The sequence below is a fragment of the Bacillus sp. B-jedd genome (assembly GCF_000821085.1).
GTDB lineage: Bacteria > Bacillota > Bacilli > Bacillales > Cytobacillaceae > Bacillus_D.
Genome location: NZ_CCXR01000001.1, coordinates 3,937,228 through 3,955,032, shown reverse-complemented (window position 1 = coordinate 3,955,032; position 17,805 = coordinate 3,937,228). Strand labels below are relative to the sequence as shown.

Genomic DNA, 17,805 nt, shown 5'->3' with positions numbered 1-17,805 from the left:
AAAGGAAGAGATCATTATGAAAGAAAAGAGAGATATATTATTTTTATGTCAATATTTTTACCCTGATTTTGTTTCCTCTGCTACCCTACCTTTTGATACTGCTGTTAGACTTGTTGAAGAAGGTTTTACAGTTAGCGCCTTAACCGGATATCCAAAGGAATACTCTTTATCAAGTAAAATACCAACGAAAGAAACCCATAAAGGTGTGGAAATTAAAAGACTTAAATATCTTCAATTAAAAAGAACTAATTTTTGGGGTAGATTAATTAATTATTTTTCATTTACTATTTCAGTTGCTCTGCATTTTCTGTCTTTAGCCAATTATAAATCTATCATTGTGTATTCTAACCCTCCTATATTACCGTTAATTGCCATTTTTGCAAAAAAAGTCTTTAAGACGAAGGTAATATTTGTGAGTTATGATGTTTACCCGGAAATTGCGTATAAAACAAGTGCAATAACAGAAAAAAGTATAATAAGCAGACTGATGATTATGGTAAATAAAAGTATTTTTAAACATGTAACCAAAGTTGTCGCTTTATCTAATGAGATGAAAGATTACTTGGTTAATAACAGACCTTTTTTAACTCATAATCAAATTGAGGTAATACCGAACTGGTATGAAAACAAAGACCTCAAAGAATTTTCCGATCCTCCACAAAATAAATTTTTGTCATCTATCAAAAATGATAATAACTTTGTGGTTTCATATTTTGGCAATTTAGGAATAGCACAAGATTTAGATACCATATTAGTTGCTATTAGAGAATTGAAGTATGAAGCTAATATTAAATTTGTTTTCGCAGGACATGGAAATAAAATGGAAACATTAAAAAGTATTGTTGAAAATGAAAAGCTAACAAATGTAATGGTATTTGACTTCTTACATGGGCAGGATTATCAAGACGCACTTAATATTAGTAATTGTTTTTTGGTAAGTTTATCAAAAGGTTTAACTGGACTTGCTGTGCCAAGCAAGACATATGGTTATATGATGGCTGGAAAACCAGTAATCGCCATAATAGGAGCAAATTCTGACATTGCACAAGACTTAATAGCTAATAATGCTGGATATACAATGGAAGTTGGAGAAAGTTCAAAACTGGTGTTGGCAATTCAGGAACTTAAGAATGATAAAAGTAAAATGAAAATTATGGGTGAAAATTGCAGGAAAGTGTTCCTAAAGAAATATACGAAAGAAAATTGTACCAGAAAATATGTAAATTTAATTAATAGTATATCGGAGGATTAAAAGCTGTGTTTAAAAATAAAACTCTACTAATAACAGGTGGAACGGGCTCATTTGGAAATGCGGTAATGAAGAGATTTTTAGATACTGGAATTAAAGAAATTCGCATTTTTTCCCGTGATGAAAAGAAACAAGATGATATGAGGAAGAAGTATAAAAATGATAAGCTAAAATTTTATTTAGGTGATGTCAGGGATCTTGCAAGTGTCAAAAATGCAATGCACGGGGTTGATTATATTTTCCATGCTGCCGCATTAAAACAGGTTCCTTCATGTGAGTTCTTTCCATTAGAAGCGGTGAAAACAAATGTAATAGGAACTGATAATGTCCTTACAGGTGCAGTTGAAAGCGGAGTTAGAAAGGTAATCTGCCTATCTACAGACAAAGCTGCTTACCCAATAAATGCAATGGGAATATCTAAAGCAATGATGGAAAAAGTATTTGTAGCTAAAGCGAATACAATAGATCCAGACAGGACTTTAATATGTGGTACACGATATGGTAATGTGATGGCTTCGCGTGGTTCGGTAATACCTTTATTTATTGAGCAAATTAAGAGCGGAAAACCATTGACAGTTACTGATCCTAACATGACAAGATTTTTAATGAGTCTTGAAGATGCTGTAGAACTTGTTGTATTTGCCTTTCAAAATGCGGAAGCTGGGGATATTATGGTCCAAAAAGCTCCTGCATCGACTATTGGGGATTTGGCCCAAGCAATTAAAGAACTTTTTAATGCTGATAACGATGTAAAAATTATTGGTACGAGACATGGCGAAAAATTATACGAAACTCTCCTAACGAGGGAAGAACATATTGTGGCTGAAGACTTAGACGGATTTTATCGCGTTCCGGCTGATAAACGTGATTTAAATTATGATAAGTATTTTGTTGAAGGTGACAGGCAACTGTCTACCCAGGAAGAATATAATTCTCACAATACCCAAAGATTAACAGTTGAGCAGATTAAAGATAAGTTGCTTATGCTTGACTATGTTCAAAATGAATTGAGAAGTTGGAATCGATAATGAAAATTTTAGTTACAGGTGCAAATGGTTTCATTGGCAAAAATTTAATTGCTGAATTAAAAAACAGAAAATACAATGATGTCTTTGAATACAGCCGGGAAACTGATCCGGCAAAATTGGATCAATTTTGTAGAGAAGCGGATTTTGTATTCCATCTTGCCGGGGTTAACCGTCCCAAGGCTGAATGCGAATTCATGGAAGGGAATTTTGGCTTTTCATCTTTATTGCTTAGTGCATTGGAAAAACATAATAATACATGTCCAGTTTTGATTTCTTCTTCCATCCAAGCGGAATTGACCAATCATTATGGTATGAGTAAAAAAGCAAGTGAAGACCTGTTTTTTGATTATAGTAAAAAAACAGGGGCAAAGGTACTGGTTTATCGGTTTCCAAATGTTTTTGGCAAATGGTGTAAGCCAAATTATAATAGCGCCGTAGCGACATTCTGCCATAATATCTCTCGAAATTTACCAATTACAGTTAATGATCCAAAGATAATAATGAACCTAGTTTATATTGATGATTTGGTAGAAGAACTAATTAATTCTATAGAAGGTAAAGAAAACTATCTAGGAAAATATTGTGAGGTTCCTGTGAGTTATTCAATTAACCTTGGAGAAGTAGTTGATTTACTCTATTCATTTAAGCAAAGCCGAGTAACCTGTACCATTCCAGATATGTCAAATCCTTTTACAAAGAAGTTATATAGTACGTATCTAAGTTATTTACCAGAAAATCAATTCAGTTATGACCTCAAGATGAATATTGATCAAAGAGGGTCATTTACCGAATTTTTAAAGACTACAGATCGAGGTCAGGTATCTGTTAATATTTCCAAACCAAGAATCACAAAAGGAAACCATTGGCATCATACAAAAAATGAAAAATTTCTTGTTGTTAGTGGAAAGGGAGTTATCCGCTTCAGAAAAATTGATTCGGATGAAGTTATCGAATACTTTGTTAGCGGGGAAAAACTGGAGGTAGTAGACATTCCAACTGGCTATACGCATAATATTGAGAACCTTGGGGATACAGACATGGTCACTATTATGTGGGCAAATGAATTCTTCGATCCGGAAAAGCCGGACACTTACTACTTGGAGGTATAGTTTAGTGGAAAAGTTAAAAGTTATGACAGTTGTGGGGACTAGACCCGAAATAATAAGACTGTCAGCCGTCATTAATAAGTTAGAAGAATCAGAAGCTATTGAACATGTATTAGTTCATACAGGGCAAAACTATGATTATGAATTAAACGAAGTATTTTTTAAAGATTTTAAATTAAAAAAACCGGATTATTTCCTTAATGCCGCAACAGGAACAGCTGTTGAAACTATAGGGAATATTCTGATAAAAGTTGATCCTATCTTGGAAGAAGTAAAACCAGATGCTTTTCTCGTACTTGGAGATACTAACAGTTGCTTGTGTGCTATTGCTGCCAAAAGGAGACAAATTCCGATTTTTCACATGGAAGCGGGAAACAGATGTTTTGACCAACGAGTACCAGAAGAAACAAATCGTAAAATTGTTGACCATACAGCTGACTTAAATTTAACTTATAGTGATATTGCAAGGGAATATCTTCTTAGGGAAGGTTTCCCTTCGGATAGAATTATTAAGACAGGTAGCCCAATGTTTGAAGTTCTAAATTCACGAAAAGAAGATATTGAGAAATCAGACATTGTAGAGAGATTGGGTCTTAAAGATGAAAGTTACTTTGTAGTATCAGCGCACAGAGATGAAAATATAAATTCAGAAACAAATTTTTTTAATTTAGTTGAAAGCCTAAATGCTGTTGCTGAAAAATACCAAATGCCTATTATAGTGAGCACCCATCCTCGGACAAAAAATATGATTGAGGCCAAAGGTATAGTCTTTAATTCTTTGGTAAAAACTATGAAACCATTAGGATTTAATGATTATATTAAACTTCAACTAAAAGCAAAGGCAGTATTAAGTGATAGCGGAACAATTAGTGAGGAGTCTTCCATTTTAGGCTTTAGAGCACTAAATATTAGACAAGCACATGAGAGACCTGAAGCAATGGAAGAAGCTGCGGTAATGATGGTTGGATTAATGAAGGAGAGAATCCTGCAGGGATTAGAGGTTTTAGAAACACAAAAGACAGAAACATTACGACTCGTATCTGATTATAGAATGGCGAATGTCTCTGAGAAAGTTCTGAGAATAATTCTGTCGTATACTGATTATATAAACCGGGTTGTATGGAGGAAAAATCATTAATGAAATTGGTGGTTTTATGAAAATATCATATTATATTTCAAAGTTTATAAAAAAATCTTATTTGCCTGCTATTAAAAACTCATCCATCGATAAAAAGTCAAGGGTGTGTAATGGTTCACATATCCTAGATGTTAATCTGGATAAATACTCATATATAGGAAATTTTTGTACTGTAGTTAATTGTGATATAGGTAAATTTTGTTCAATAGCAGATAACTGTATTATAGGGGGTGCATCCCATCCTATTGAATGGGTGTCGACTTCACCAGTGTTTCATGAGGGAAAGAATATATTAGGTAAAAATTTTTCTAATCACCACTTTAAAACAAGTAAAAAAACCATAATAGGAAACGATGTTTGGATAGGAAATAATTGTTTAATAAAAAGTGGTGTTATAATTTCTGATGGGGCTATAATAGGTATGGGGTCTGTAGTAACAAAGGACATTGGGCCATACGAAATTTGGGGAGGAACACCTGCTAGGTTAATTCGCAAACGGTTCAATGATGAAACAATAAAGCTACTTCTTGAAAAACAATGGTGGGAATGGAAGGAAATTGACATTCAGAATAAAGCAAAGTATTTTAATGAGATTGAAACATTTCTTAAAAAAGAGGGAGAGTACATTTAGTGAAAGTACTTCATATTTGCCTTGCATCATTTTATATTGATAATTTTTCATACCAAGAAAATTTATTACCGAAATATCACAAAAAACTAGGTTTAGATGTCGAGATATTAGCTTCGCTTCAAACTTTTGATGCTAATGGAAATATTTCATATTTTGAAAAAGGTAGAGAATATATTAATGAAAATGGAATTCCTGTAAAGAGGCTGGAATTTAAAAAGGCAAAGGGTAGCAGGAAGTTTCGCTTATATGAAGGAACATATTCATCTATCTCAAAATCAAAGCCCGATATAATTTTTATTCATGGATGTCAATTCCTTGATATCAAAGAGGTTGTTAGATTTGTCAGGCAGCATCCTCATATAAAAGTATTTGTTGACAATCATGCGGACTTCTCAAATAGTGCACGTAATTGGTTGTCTAAAAATATATTGCATAAGATTATATGGAAATATTGTGCTAAGATAATTGCACCTTATACTACCAAATTTTATGGTGTACTGCCTGCTAGAGTAAGCTTTTTAGAAAACGTTTATGGGATTCCAAGAGATCAAATTGAATTGTTAGTCATGGGGGCGGACGACGAAAAAGTAGAGGAAGCTCAAAATCAGAGATATAAACAAGGTATTAGACAAGAATTTAACATTAAAGATGATGACTTTTTGATAGTGACTGGTGGCAAAATTGATAAAGCAAAAACACAAACTCTATACCTTATGGAAGCAGTTAATAAGATAAAAAAAGAGAATTTAAAACTTATTGTCTTTGGTTCAATAATAAATGAAATGAAAGAAGAAGTAATGAAATTTGTAGACGGAAAGAAAATTCAATACATTGGTTGGATTCAAGCTGAAGAGAGTTATAAATATTTTGCAGTTGCAGATTTAGTTGTGTTTCCAGGAAGGCATTCAGTTTTTTGGGAGCAGGTAGCTGGTCAAGGTATCCCAATGATTGTTAAATATTGGGATGGCACCACGCATATAGATGTGGGAGGAAATTGTCAATTCTTATACGAAGACTCGGTCGGTGAAATAAAGGAAAAAATAAATAATATATTAATCGATAAATCGATGTATAAAAATATGAAATTAATCGCTGAAAAACATGGCATGGAGCAATTTTCATACCAAAAAATTGCTCAGAGAAGCATTGAAGAAATAACAAAAAAATTATAGATTTTTGAATATAAATTTACTATCCCGCGTTTCTCTAAAACAACTAGATAAAATAAATATATTCAAAAATATAGAGGATAGATTTAAAATGGAAAATACGTTAAGTAGAAAAAAACTATTCATATATATATTAATTTACAAAATAGTTATTGAACTTGTATATATATTCCAAATTTCTCCGATTTATAGTTATACAGGACTTACTCTAAACATGAACATTTGGAATTTTGTAATATCTTTCTTGTGTTTCTCATTAATAATATTTATGTTTCCAAAAAATAAAAGTAAACCATCAACATATTTATATTTGATATTAAATTTATTCTTAACAATACCAACTCTTTCTTATTTTTGGCTGAATAATCAAAGTATAGTGTATACAATCTTTTTAGTATTATCTTGTTTAATAATAGCTTATTTTTTGAGGAAAAGACCTATAGAGATAAATATTAATAAGGGAATAAAATCTGCTAATTTAATATTGAAAATAATTTTTATATTTTATGTGCTAGTTACATTATATTTGATTATTGAAAGAGGCGGAATTGATTTTCGAGCTTTGAATTTTCAAACAATATATTCGCTGAGATCTGAAAAAGGGTTTTCGGGAATACTTGGATATTTACTTAATTGGAGTGCAAAAGTCTTCTTTCCTTTCTTTTTTGCCTATTTTTTATATTCAAAAAAGAAATGGAATTGTACTATTGTCTTGTGTCTTCAACTTTTATTATATTTAAGCTTTGGTTTTAAAGCATATTTATTTTCTATTGGGATGCTTATCATGGTTGTCATTCTAATGAAGAAAAATAAATTTGAACGTGATTTTACTTTAGGTTTCACACTAATCATTTTGCTATCTAGTGCTTTATCCAGAATTTCAACAATTTTATTGAATAGTATTCCATTTAGAATGATTTTTGTTCCTTCTCAGATTCAATATCAGTATTATGATTTTTTTAAGATAAGAGAAAAAATGTTTTTTGCAGATGGTCTTATTGGAAAAGTATTTTCAGTGGAGAGCCCGTTTGATGTTCCTGTTCCTTTTGTTATTGCCATGCATTTTCAAGGTGCAGTTTCAAATTCTAACACTGGAGTATTTTCGGATGCATATTCAAACGGTGGGTTTATCACTATGATTTTATTTGCTATTATATTAGCACTTATTCTGTATCTTGTTGACTCTTTAACAGAGAGAATACCTCCTGTTTTAGTTGTTGCATCGTTAAGTTATATGATGTTTGTTTTAAATGATAATTCTCTTACCAATGCACTTCTAACAGGTGGAATTTCACTTATGCTAATACTATTATTTTTATTTAATTCCAACATTGTATATAAAAATAATAAGGCATAAAGAATGAGGTTTTAGGAATGTTGGCTTACTTTAAAAAAAATATTTATAAGGATTCACTTTTAAATATTATTGCTTCCTTAATCCTTACAATCGCTGTTCAAGGATTAGCTTATCCCTTTTTAGCTTTTAAATTTACTATTTCTGAATATGGAGTAATTTTAACCATACTGGGAATTATTAACTCGGTAGGGATTTCTTTAGGAAATTCATTAAATAATACCAGAATATTGTTGCAGTCTGAGTACGATAAAAAAGGCTTAAGCGGAGATTATAATATTTTATTTATCGCAATATTGCTGATAGGATCGATTGGAACAGGTATTCTAACAACAATAACTATTCAATCTGTAGATTGGACTGTTATAGGTAGCATATTTATTACTATTTTAGTAATGTTTAGGTCTTATTATACTGCAAGCTTCCGTATCATAATTGACTATAAAAAAATAATGTACACAAGTATTTGGGGATTTGTTGGATATATTATCGGGGTAATAATTATGTTTTTTTTCCAATATTGGGTTATTCTTTTTATTTGTGGTGAATTATTTGCCTGTATATATGTCTTTTATTCTTCAAAGATTATCCATGATAAATTTCGAATATCAAATCTTTTTAATAAAAGTTTAAATAAATTTACTTTAATCATGTTTGCGGCCGTTATATCAAACTTAATGATGTACATGGATCGTTTTTATATTTATCCTTTGATGGGGCCAGAAAAAGTAGCTGTATACACAGTGGCCTCTTTTTTAGGGAAAACAGTAAGCATTATATTAACTCCAATAGCAGGAGTATTATTAACTTATTACACTAAACAGGAACAGTTAGACAGTAAATCATTTTATAAACAAACAATAATTTTCTCTCTAGTATCTTTTTTCATATATATAATCCTTATAGTAGTTGGTATTCCTATTTGCAGAATATTCTATCCAACCCTTATTGATCAAGCGCTGCCTTATTTTTATATAGGAAACCTAGCTGCCATTTTATTTATCTTAGGTAACATAATTCAACCTTCTTTATTAAGATTTTGCGAAACAAAGTGGCAATTAATAACTCAAGTAATTTATTTTGTTATCTACTTAATATTTGGCTATTTTGGTATGATTAAATATGAACTTTATGGATTTATTTATGCTATCATCATAGCAAATGTATTTAGAATCTTTATTATGCTACTTGTTATAACATTAACCTTAAAACAACTTAAGAATAATGAACTGATGACCAGTTGATAATATACATTTAGGGCTTATTAAAAGATATACAGGTGTAATTAAGAAAGGATATGAGATTGAAATGAACATAACAATTGCTGGCACCGGATATGTAGGATTGTCTAATGCCATCCTTTTAGCTCAACATAACCAAGTAATTGCGTTAGACATACTAGAAGAAAAAGTGAATATGATAAATAATAGAAAGTCTCCTATAGTCGATAATGAAATTGAAGAATTTTTATCAACAAAGGAACTAAATTTAACAGCAACTACAGATAATTATAAAGCCTTTAAAGACGCAGAATTTGTCATTATATCAACACCAACAAATTATGACCCGGAAAAAAATTACTTTAATACAAGAACCGTTGAAGCTGTTATTGCTAATGTATTGTCAATAAATCCAGATGCTATAATGGTTATTAAATCTACGGTTCCTGTAGGGTACACCAACAAGATTAAAGAAAAGTTTGAAACAGATAATATCATTTTTTCACCAGAGTTCTTAAGAGAAGGCAAGGCCTTGTATGATAATTTATACCCTTCGAGAATAGTGGTAGGGGAACAATCAGAAAGGGCTCAAGTATTTGCTGATTTGTTAGCAGGAGGGGCATTAAAAGAGAATATTGATATATTATTTACTAACTCAACTGAAGCGGAAGCAATAAAATTGTTTGCAAACACTTTCCTTGCAATGCGTGTTGCTTTCTTTAATGAGTTGGATTCATATGCTGAGATAAGGGGATTAAACACACAACAAATTATAGAGGGAGTTGGGTTGGACCCACGAATTGGTACTCATTATAACAATCCTTCTTTTGGATACGGAGGTTATTGTTTACCTAAAGATACCAAGCAGTTACTTGCGAATTATGCAGATGTTCCAAACAATATAATGGCTGCAATTGTTGATGCAAACAGAACGAGAAAAGATCATATAGCTGATATGATTATTAAAAGAAATCCCGAAGTTGTAGGGATTTATAGACTTACAATGAAAATGGATTCTGATAACTTTAGAGAATCTGCAATACAGGGAATAATGAAACGTATTAAAGCAAAAGGAATAGAAGTCGTGGTATATGAACCGGCGCTTACAGAAAACAGTTTTTTTAACTCAAAGGTTATAAATGATTTCGAAGAATTTAAGAGGATTTCAGATGTAATTGTTGCAAATAGATTATCAGAGGATTTAAGCGATATAGAAGAGAAGGTTTATACAAGGGACTTATTTAGTAGGGATTAGTCAATTTACTAACTATTATATTCACTAAACAATATCGTCCTGCTGAAAACTCTGACTGATCGTGAAATGCTAAATTAGGAAAAAATAGTTCCGGTGGTCTCTCCGGAACTATTTTTTAATGCTTTTAATTTTAATCGTAAAAATAACTCGTAAATATTATTTTAAATTGATATTGTTTTAGATTGTTCCTATTCAGCATCTTTGAATAAATAATCTAATTTATAAAATAGGTCTTACCTTAAAGTTCAACCAGTTTAATATTTTGGCTGCTGACTTATATTTATTTTGTACAGTAACCACGAATGAATCATTAAATGATTTGGCGCTGGAGTTCCCATCTATCAAAATCTCAACTTAGGATATCCTTCCTCATTTTGGAGTACGATAGTTTCCTTTCCATTAGGTTCTTGCTCTCCTTTTGAGAATGGACCATTCAAAGATAAGTAATAGGAGATAATGTTAGTAACCACTTCAACCGTTATTTACATTATTCTAAAATCGCTTCAAATTAACCTGGGAATTATCAACAATTTTATAGAGTTTTTTCTAGTTTACAGTTAAGCCAATGATGGTATCAAATCGTTCACCATCATTTTTTAGTAGAATCGTTTAAAACTTTCAAAGTGTTCCTTATGGTATGGCTGATTAAGGCTGGTGATCACAACCCCTTTTTCGGATGCATGGATGAACTGATTATCCCCGACATAGATGCCGACGTGGGAGATTCCTTTTTTATACGTATTTTCAAAGAATACAAGGTCTCCAGGTTTGGGTACATCTACATAGTAGGATCGGTTGTAATATCCTTCAGAGGAATACCTGTTCATTTTTTTTCCAGCCTGGTTAAAAACATAGTAGATAAAGCCGCTGCAGTCAAATCCGCTTGACGTGGAGCCTCCCCAAACATAAGAGACCCCCATTAGACTCTTCGCGATGGCGAGGAGGGCTGCCGCATCTCCTTCTGCTGGTGCAGGTGCGGGAGAGGAAATAACCGGCGCTTGAACATTGGCAGGCAACTTCAGAACCTTGCCGACACGTATGAAATCGGAAGTTAAATTGTTCAGTTTTTTGAGTTCGGATACTGTTGTTTTGAACTGAAGGCTGATTTTACCTAATGTATCCCCGTTTTTCACAGTATAGGTTTGAGCGGCAGGTGTTGTTGGTGGTCCTGCTGGTACTGGCTGGACAGGCGGCTGGGTGACAGGCTGCTTTGGTGCTGTTGGTTGCGGCACCGGTGCTGGCGGCTTAGCTGGTGTGACCGGCTTTGCTGCTGCAGGATCAGATACATAAAGCGTTTGCCCAATCCGAATCAAATCCGATTTCAGGTTATTCCATTTTTTTAGGTTGGCGACAGTTGTTTTCTTGGAACTGGAAATTTTGCTGAGTGAGTCGCCCTTTACAACCGTATAGACCGCTCCTGTTGTTTGCACTGCTGGATTGGCAGGAGGTGCCTTAGGCACAGCGGCAGGCTTAATTGTTATAGTTTGTTTTTCAGATGAAGGGACCGCCAGCTTCTGATTAATAAAAATTAAATCCGATGTTAACCCATTAATTGTCTTTAACTCTTTCACATTCGTTTTGTATGTAAGTGCGATTTTTGACAGTGTATCGCCTTTTTTGACTATGTATTGAGTAGTTGAAGCGGAAGTATGTGTGGAATAGGCGGCAGACAGAATGGCAACCGAGGCAACTGCGGCGGCTACTTTACCTTTCACTTTAATCATCACCCCTGGTATTTTTAGTATTATGGATATTTTATCATATAAATAAAGGGATTTGTGCCGTATTTTGATATTTTTGGACATTTTTCGCAAATTGCTCATATTCAATTGAAATTTAAATATTCTAAAACTGCTATATTCAAGTCGGATTTTCGAGAAAGATGGTCTAACGGCAGGGAACTATGTCGTTAAGATGATCGTGAAAGAGCAGGGCTTTTGTATCAAAGGGATTATTGTGTTTATGGATGTGTGGGCTATTCAACGAGGGCTTTCGGGGAATGAAACTCTATAACCTATTATTCTGCGACATAACGAAAAGGGCACAAAAAAGAAGCTGCCGCGAAGGGCGCTCGCGACAGCTAAGACTCTATTAAGCTCCTTTTAAATGCTCTTTCAGTAAAGATTGCACTTTTTCTTTTTCTCCATCAGGCACCTGATAGTAATAGATTTTCTTTTCTTCCGGTCCGAGCATGACGCCCTGGCCTTTCAATTCGATTTGCTGTATGTCTTTCGCAGCTGATTTATATTTACTTTGAATAGTCATCATTTCATCAAAAGTCAAATTTGTTCTGACATTATTCCCCAAGGCCTCAAAGATATCACCATAGTTTGCCAAGCTTTTTAAAGAAGCGCCTTCTCTAATAATCCCCTGAATTATTTGCCGTTGCCGTTCCTGTCTCCCAAAGTCCCCTCTAGGATCCTGCTTCCTCATCTGTGTATAAGCCAGTGCTTCTTTACCATTCAGATTAAGTTCGCCCTGGGCAAAATTTACACCCTGAGACGTAAAAGCTGAATTGTTTTGGACTTTAACACCGCCTACAGCATTAACAATATCCTGAAAACCCTCCATGTTAACCTGAACAAAATAATCTATTGGAATATCGAGGAAATGTTCAACGGTATCCATGGACATTTCAACTCCACCAAAAGCGTAAGCATGGTTAATTTTATCCTGTGTGCCCCTGCCAATAATTTCAGTTCTTGTATCCCGGGGGATACTTAACATTTTAACTGAGTTTTTATTTGGATTAATAGTAAGAACAATTATTGAATCCGAACGGCCACGATCATTTTTGCGCTGGTCGACACCGAGTAGCAAAACTGAAAACGGATCGCCATCTTTTATTGATAGTGCGGTATTTCTTTTATCGGATTTTCTGTCGATTTTCTGATGCATCGTATCAACCGCATTATTTAGAGAGTGATAGATTGAATACACATAAGCGCCGACTCCTAAAAATAAGACGAGGAAGGAAATTAGCAGCACTTTTACCCATTTTCTTTTCTTTTTAACTGTCTTTTTTGCTTCAAGACGTGAACTCATTTATTAGTCCTCCTAAGTGATAGGTTATTCCAAAAAGCCGGATTATAAAGAAGGCTGAACTGCAGCCCAATAATTAGACGAGATTTCGACAAAAAAGGTTTCTGTTCCGCTATACTATTATAAAGGATAAATTAGTAAAAGAGAGAGGAAATTTTATGAAAGATTTTATTAAATTACTTGCAGACATCGTGAATACCCTTCATGATGCTATTAATGCCTTTACGCAGCAGGCTGGCTGGAATATGTCTGATAAGGACCTGCATCTTTGGGTATTCGGTATAATAGGCATCCTTACTTTCTTCGCAGTACACCTGGTATTCAAGGTGCTGGCACAGTATAGCTTAACAGCCATTTCATTTATTTACACGTTTACTGTGATTCTGGTAATTGTTTTTGCTATTGAAATCCAGCAGAAAATTACCGGGCGCGGAGAGATGGATTTCAATGATGCAATTGTCAGCCTGTGGGGTTTCCTTTTGTTTTTTGCAATTTTCCTGGCACTAAAAGGAATCTATTTGCTGATAAAAAAGTTTCTTTCCAAATAGCTAAATTACGGGCATCTGCAGTTTTGCAGATGCCCGTAGTCATTATTTCGGTGGCTCTGATGAGGGTTCCTGTTCCTCGTTTGCTTCATAGACGGACTTTGAGATTTCAGGAGTAAAGCCCGGTTTTTTCTTTGAATTGATAAACCAGTCTGTAAATCCTCCTCCGGATGGATTCCATTCCGGATAGATTAGTCTGTAGCCCGTCATAGACCCGATCTTTTTTGCGTAGGCAAGGTCGCGGGTATATCTGCTTCCAGCCAAGTTATAATTCCAGTAAAGAATTTTTCCACTGCTGTGGTAAGCGACCGCCATTTCGGGATTGATCTGGTTGACGAATTTCAGGATCGCCTTTACTTCAGCCGCGCTTTCCGGAGCCTTGCCTTTATAATCCTTGTATTTAGGCACCTTAGGGCTTTTAATGTCTTTCCAGCCGGCATTGTACTGTCTGTTTAAATCTATCCCTGTCGCATTTGCCTTCCAACGTTTAAAATTTTTGCTCCCTTGATTCATTTTTATAAGGGAAGGATGGAGGCTTTTCGGGAATGCTCTTAATTCTTCCTGTTGGAGAGTGACACCGTCCGGATTGACCATGGGGACAAACCAGATGGTGGCCGAAGTTAAAACGGAGCGGGCACTATAGCCGACGATAGCTTTGTCGTTGGCGTACGCTTCAGCATATTGATTGATCATGTACATGTTTAAATTGGTCGTCATCCATTCCCGTGCATCGTGGGCACCGTTGATGAATGTTGTGGCAGGCCCTTTCCCAAGCCCAATGGCATAGAGGTTCCTGCCGTACTCTGACTTTCCAATGATACTTACTTGAATTAAATCGGGATAGGCATTCTTCAGCCTGCTGATGTCAGCTGTCATTTTTGCAAAGGAATAGACCTGATTTGGGTTGACAATAATGCCTGCTGCCGTGCTGTTTTTTAGAAATGAAAATCCTGAAAACAGAAAAAAGACGGCGATGATGAGTAATTTTACTTTCCGCAAAGGTTTTTTCCCTCTGGTGTATGTAATTTGCTATGTATCTAGTAAACATTATAACAGAAGCGTCTATTATAAAGATGGTAAAATAGTAGTTTTTTGACTAATAATGTAAAAATATGTATTCGTAAATGGGATTTCTTGTTAGAATAAAAGTTAGATAGATATTTCACAGAAAAAGGAATGGGGAGAAAATGAGAATCGGCAAAATCATCTTGTCAGTCATCCTGGTAGTCTCTATTTTTTTGCCTGGCGAGGCCTCCGCGGCCGGGCTTGTTACAGCGCAGCAAAACTTCTCGGCCAAACTTGCTCCGGAACTGAATAAGTATATCAAGTCAGCGGGAGGAACAGTCACTCTCAAATATGAGGATCTCGTCACGGGAGATACTTACACAGTGGGCAGTGCGTTATCGGGGAGGGCAGCTAGCACCATCAAGCTGCCGCTTGCCATCTATGTGATGGAGCTTGCCTCCAAGGGGAAATTGAATCTGAATCAGAAGCTTGTTTATAAAAAGTACCACTATTATGGCGGCAGCGGGGTCATCCGCTATCAGAAGGTTGGTACGTCTTATACGATCCGCGACCTTGTGCAAAAAGCCATGGTCCACAGTGATAACATTGCCTTTATTATGCTCAGGGAAAGGGTCGGGAAGGCTAATTTCATCACCTATATGAAAAGCCTTGGCGCGAAGAATGCCTATCCGAATGGACAAAATCTGACTTCACCGAATGATTTGGCTATATATGCGAAAAAGCTGTACAATTTCTCGAAAGTACATCCACTTGGAAAAGAACTGGACGGGTATTTAAGGAAAACTGTTTATAACACAACCATCCCGAAGGGAATACCAGGAATTCCGATTGCTCATAAGGTTGGAATGATACCCGACTCTAAAATTTATAATGATGTCGCCGTTATTTATGATAAAACGCCTTATACTCTATCAGTTATGACCAAAAATATATCCTATGAGAAGTCTCAAAGAGTCATAGCTGGAATTGCTTCCATTGTTCATAAACACCATAAAGCGAAAGAAGCGGCAATAATTTTCCGAACAAAGGCGGATACACCAGTTTATCTTAAACCTGCAAAAGGACAGGCTATCGGGGCCCTTATGGCGAAAATGGATTTTAAAGTCAAATCCATTCAGGGAGAGTGGGCCGTCATCAGCTTCGGAAAGGGAACTGCCTATATTGAACGGAAATTGATTATAGCAGCGGTTTCACCTGGAGTTCCAAGTGAGCAGTTTATAACCATCCCGCAGAATAATTCAATTATGACAACCGCTCAGAATGCAGCCATTCAAAGCTCTCCAGGGGGAGGGGGGCAATTGGGTACCCTCTTTAAAGGAATTGAAATATTCATTTACGGGGAAACTGCTGACCATTATTTGATAGAAGTAGCAGGTAGGAAAGGATATATTAAGAAGGCTGATATCGCTGTTCCAGTCCAGCCTTCTCCATAATCAAACAAGAAGGGCATCCGCAAAATAAATAGGCGGATGCTTTTTTCCTTTATTTACTAACTTAACCAGTAATATTTCGGGACTTTTTACCCTCTTTTTTGTCAACTTTTTGGTTTATAGTGGAAGAGAACTTTCAAAAACATACAAGATTAGACAAAAGGTGGGAAAAGTGAGTGAAAGTTTCGCGTTTAGCAAAAATATTGGTGAGTTTCGTCGTCCTGTTTTCATTCTTTTTTACCTTAGGACAAAACAATGCGGAGGCGGCTTATTCCTTTCAGGCCAAGGTAACAGCTAGTTCATTGAATGTCCGGTCCGGAGGCAGTACAGCTTATCAGGTTGTTGGTTCTTTAAAAAGTGGCCAGGTTGTCACTGTTCTTGAACAGAAAAATGGCTGGTCAATGGTTTCATCGGGAACCTTGAAAGGATGGGTATCAACGCAATACCTGGCTGCGGTCACCTGGACAGGTTATGTCACCGCCAGCAGTTTAAATGTTCGGCAATCCGCAAGCGCAACAAGTGCAGTCGTTGGCGCCATTCCTAAAGGCACTTCTGTAACCGTTCAAGGCGCAGATGGAAGCTGGCTGAAAGTAACTGTCCCTTCAAAAAACCTGAGTGGATGGGTTTCTTCTTCCTATATCGCTAAGACAGCACCTGCTGTCGTTTATCCTAAAGTAGTATTGAAAGCAAATACAAGTCTCCGGAAAGGTCCGGGAACAACCTATGCCATAATATCTTCTGAAACTGCCGGAACCTATTATGACAAGATTAGCCAGAAGGACGGCTGGATCCAGGTTAAAAAGGCAAATGGTGTTACAGGTTGGATTACCGCGACTCTGCTGGTCGATCCGGCTGCTGTCCTTAAGGGGAAAGTGATTGTGCTTGACGCTGGGCATGGAGGCTATGACAGCGGAGCAGTTGGCGCTGTGTATTATGAAAAAACGCTGACATTGAGGACCGCCCTGCAGTTAGGTTCAGTTTTGCAAAAAGCCGGCGCAAGGGTTATTTATACCCGTAGTACAGATGTATATTTAACACTGGGCAACCGAGTGACCCTCAGTAACCAGAATCTGGCTGATGCGTTTGTCAGTATCCACTATAACGCTCTTAACCGGACAAGCTCGGGTATAATGACATTTTATTATAACTCTGCAAAAGACTATGCATTAGCTTCGAGTATGCAAAATGCTATCATTGCCAAGACAAAGATGAAGAACCTCGGTACGAAATATGGCAACTACCATGTATTGAGAGAAAACAAACGTCCAGCCGCATTGCTTGAGCTCGGCTTCATCTCGAATCCCTATGAAGAGAAGATTGTTTCCACTGCTACGTTCCAAAATAATGCCGTCCAAGGCGCTTATGATGGGTTGTTTAATTACTTTCTTAGGAGATAAATGAAGAGATAAAAAAAGAAGTTGTCAACTAGAGAATATATCTAAGTTGGCAACTTCTTTAGTTCTATTAAAAAAACTAATTAAATTTATTTGAAACTAAAACGTTATCAGGGTACTTACCAACAAATTCAGAAAAAAAGACTAATACCAAGTGGGATAAAATGGTAAAATATAAAAAGCGTTAGACTTTGGGTAGAAAACAATAAGCTTTACCT

15 protein-coding genes are annotated in these 17,805 nt (G+C 35.5%); 12 read left to right on the top strand and 3 right to left on the bottom strand.

Going from position 1 to position 17,805, the window contains the following annotated elements:
- The first annotated feature begins 16 nt into the window (after positions 1–16).
- From BN1002_RS19380 to BN1002_RS19340, 9 genes are all read left to right on the top strand, one after another.
- Positions 17–1,252: a glycosyltransferase family 4 protein gene (locus BN1002_RS19380; protein WP_048827167.1), complete on the top strand. Its 1,236-nt coding sequence runs from the start codon at positions 17–19 to the stop codon at positions 1,250–1,252.
- Positions 1,253–1,257: 5 nt separating this feature from the next.
- On the top strand, positions 1,258–2,277 hold the full coding sequence (locus tag BN1002_RS19375) for a polysaccharide biosynthesis protein (protein ID WP_048827166.1): 1,020 nt from the start codon (positions 1,258–1,260) through the stop codon (positions 2,275–2,277).
- Positions 2,277–3,386: a capsular polysaccharide biosynthesis protein CapF gene (locus tag BN1002_RS19370; RefSeq protein ID WP_048827165.1), complete on the top strand. Its 1,110-nt coding sequence runs from the start codon at positions 2,277–2,279 to the stop codon at positions 3,384–3,386. The genes BN1002_RS19375 and BN1002_RS19370 overlap by 1 nt, the downstream gene beginning before the upstream one ends.
- Positions 3,387–3,390: 4 nt before the next feature.
- On the top strand, positions 3,391–4,521 hold the full coding sequence (wecB, locus tag BN1002_RS19365) for a non-hydrolyzing UDP-N-acetylglucosamine 2-epimerase (protein WP_048827164.1): 1,131 nt from the start codon (positions 3,391–3,393) through the stop codon (positions 4,519–4,521).
- Positions 4,522–4,537: 16 nt separating this feature from the next.
- Positions 4,538–5,152 (top strand): CatB-related O-acetyltransferase, encoded by a 615-nt coding sequence (locus BN1002_RS19360; RefSeq protein ID WP_048827163.1) that lies wholly within the window; start codon positions 4,538–4,540, stop codon positions 5,150–5,152.
- A complete protein-coding gene (locus BN1002_RS19355) occupies positions 5,152–6,324 on the top strand; it encodes a glycosyltransferase family 4 protein (RefSeq protein ID WP_048827162.1) in 1,173 nt (390 codons plus the stop codon). The genes BN1002_RS19360 and BN1002_RS19355 overlap by 1 nt, the downstream gene beginning before the upstream one ends.
- 88 nt (positions 6,325–6,412) lie before the next feature.
- Entirely contained in the window at positions 6,413–7,678 is a 1,266-nt protein-coding gene (locus BN1002_RS19350; RefSeq protein ID WP_048827161.1) for a hypothetical protein, read from the top strand.
- 17 nt (positions 7,679–7,695) lie between these two features.
- Positions 7,696–8,919: a lipopolysaccharide biosynthesis protein gene (locus BN1002_RS19345; protein WP_048827160.1), complete on the top strand. Its 1,224-nt coding sequence runs from the start codon at positions 7,696–7,698 to the stop codon at positions 8,917–8,919.
- Positions 8,920–8,983: 64 nt separating this feature from the next.
- Entirely contained in the window at positions 8,984–10,150 is a 1,167-nt protein-coding gene (locus BN1002_RS19340) for a nucleotide sugar dehydrogenase (protein WP_048827159.1), read from the top strand.
- 596 nt (positions 10,151–10,746) lie between these two features.
- Here the strand turns inward: BN1002_RS19340 and BN1002_RS19335 are convergent.
- On the bottom strand, positions 10,747–11,874 hold the full coding sequence (locus tag BN1002_RS19335; protein ID WP_048827157.1) for a C40 family peptidase: 1,128 nt from the start codon (positions 11,872–11,874) through the stop codon (positions 10,747–10,749).
- Positions 11,875–12,241: 367 nt separating this feature from the next.
- Complete coding sequence (gene tagU / locus BN1002_RS19330; protein ID WP_048827156.1) at positions 12,242–13,195, bottom strand: polyisoprenyl-teichoic acid--peptidoglycan teichoic acid transferase TagU; 954 nt, start codon at positions 13,193–13,195, stop codon at positions 12,242–12,244.
- Between the two features lie 155 nt (positions 13,196–13,350).
- Here tagU and BN1002_RS19325 point away from each other — a divergent pair, with 155 nt between their 5' ends.
- Positions 13,351–13,740, top strand: a complete 390-nt coding sequence (locus BN1002_RS19325) for a hypothetical protein (RefSeq protein ID WP_048827154.1) — start codon at positions 13,351–13,353, stop codon at positions 13,738–13,740.
- A 42-nt stretch (positions 13,741–13,782) separates the two neighbouring features.
- Here BN1002_RS19325 and BN1002_RS19320 read toward each other — a convergent pair whose 3' ends face one another.
- A complete protein-coding gene (locus BN1002_RS19320) occupies positions 13,783–14,736 on the bottom strand; it encodes a M14 family zinc carboxypeptidase (protein ID WP_052445659.1) in 954 nt (317 codons plus the stop codon).
- Positions 14,737–14,924: 188 nt separating this feature from the next.
- On the opposite strand from BN1002_RS19320, the gene BN1002_RS19315 reads away from it, so the two are divergent.
- The gene (locus BN1002_RS19315) at positions 14,925–16,196 is read left to right on the top strand and encodes a serine hydrolase (RefSeq protein ID WP_048827153.1); all 1,272 of its coding nucleotides are present in this window, start codon (positions 14,925–14,927) and stop codon (positions 16,194–16,196) included.
- A gap of 173 nt (positions 16,197–16,369) precedes the next feature.
- Positions 16,370–17,590 carry an N-acetylmuramoyl-L-alanine amidase family protein gene (locus BN1002_RS19310; protein WP_048827151.1) on the top strand — a complete coding sequence of 407 codons (1,221 nt, stop codon included), beginning with the start codon at positions 16,370–16,372 and terminating at the stop codon, positions 17,588–17,590.
- Positions 17,591–17,805 lie beyond the last annotated feature (215 nt).

Coding starts and splice junctions, on each gene's coding strand:
- BN1002_RS19380 (WP_048827167.1), top strand. CDS start 17: ATGAAAGAAAAGAGAGATATATTATTTTTATGTCAATATTTTTACCCT.
- BN1002_RS19370 (WP_048827165.1), top strand. CDS start 2,277: ATGAAAATTTTAGTTACAGGTGCAAATGGTTTCATTGGCAAAAATTTA.
- BN1002_RS19360 (WP_048827163.1), top strand. CDS start 4,538: ATGAAAATATCATATTATATTTCAAAGTTTATAAAAAAATCTTATTTG.
- BN1002_RS19350 (WP_048827161.1), top strand. CDS start 6,413: ATGGAAAATACGTTAAGTAGAAAAAAACTATTCATATATATATTAATT.
- BN1002_RS19345 (WP_048827160.1), top strand. CDS start 7,696: ATGTTGGCTTACTTTAAAAAAAATATTTATAAGGATTCACTTTTAAAT.
- BN1002_RS19340 (WP_048827159.1), top strand. CDS start 8,984: ATGAACATAACAATTGCTGGCACCGGATATGTAGGATTGTCTAATGCC.
- BN1002_RS19335 (WP_048827157.1), bottom strand. CDS start 11,874: ATGATTAAAGTGAAAGGTAAAGTAGCCGCCGCAGTTGCCTCGGTTGCC.
- tagU (WP_048827156.1), bottom strand. CDS start 13,195: ATGAGTTCACGTCTTGAAGCAAAAAAGACAGTTAAAAAGAAAAGAAAA.
- BN1002_RS19325 (WP_048827154.1), top strand. CDS start 13,351: ATGAAAGATTTTATTAAATTACTTGCAGACATCGTGAATACCCTTCAT.
- BN1002_RS19315 (WP_048827153.1), top strand. CDS start 14,925: ATGAGAATCGGCAAAATCATCTTGTCAGTCATCCTGGTAGTCTCTATT.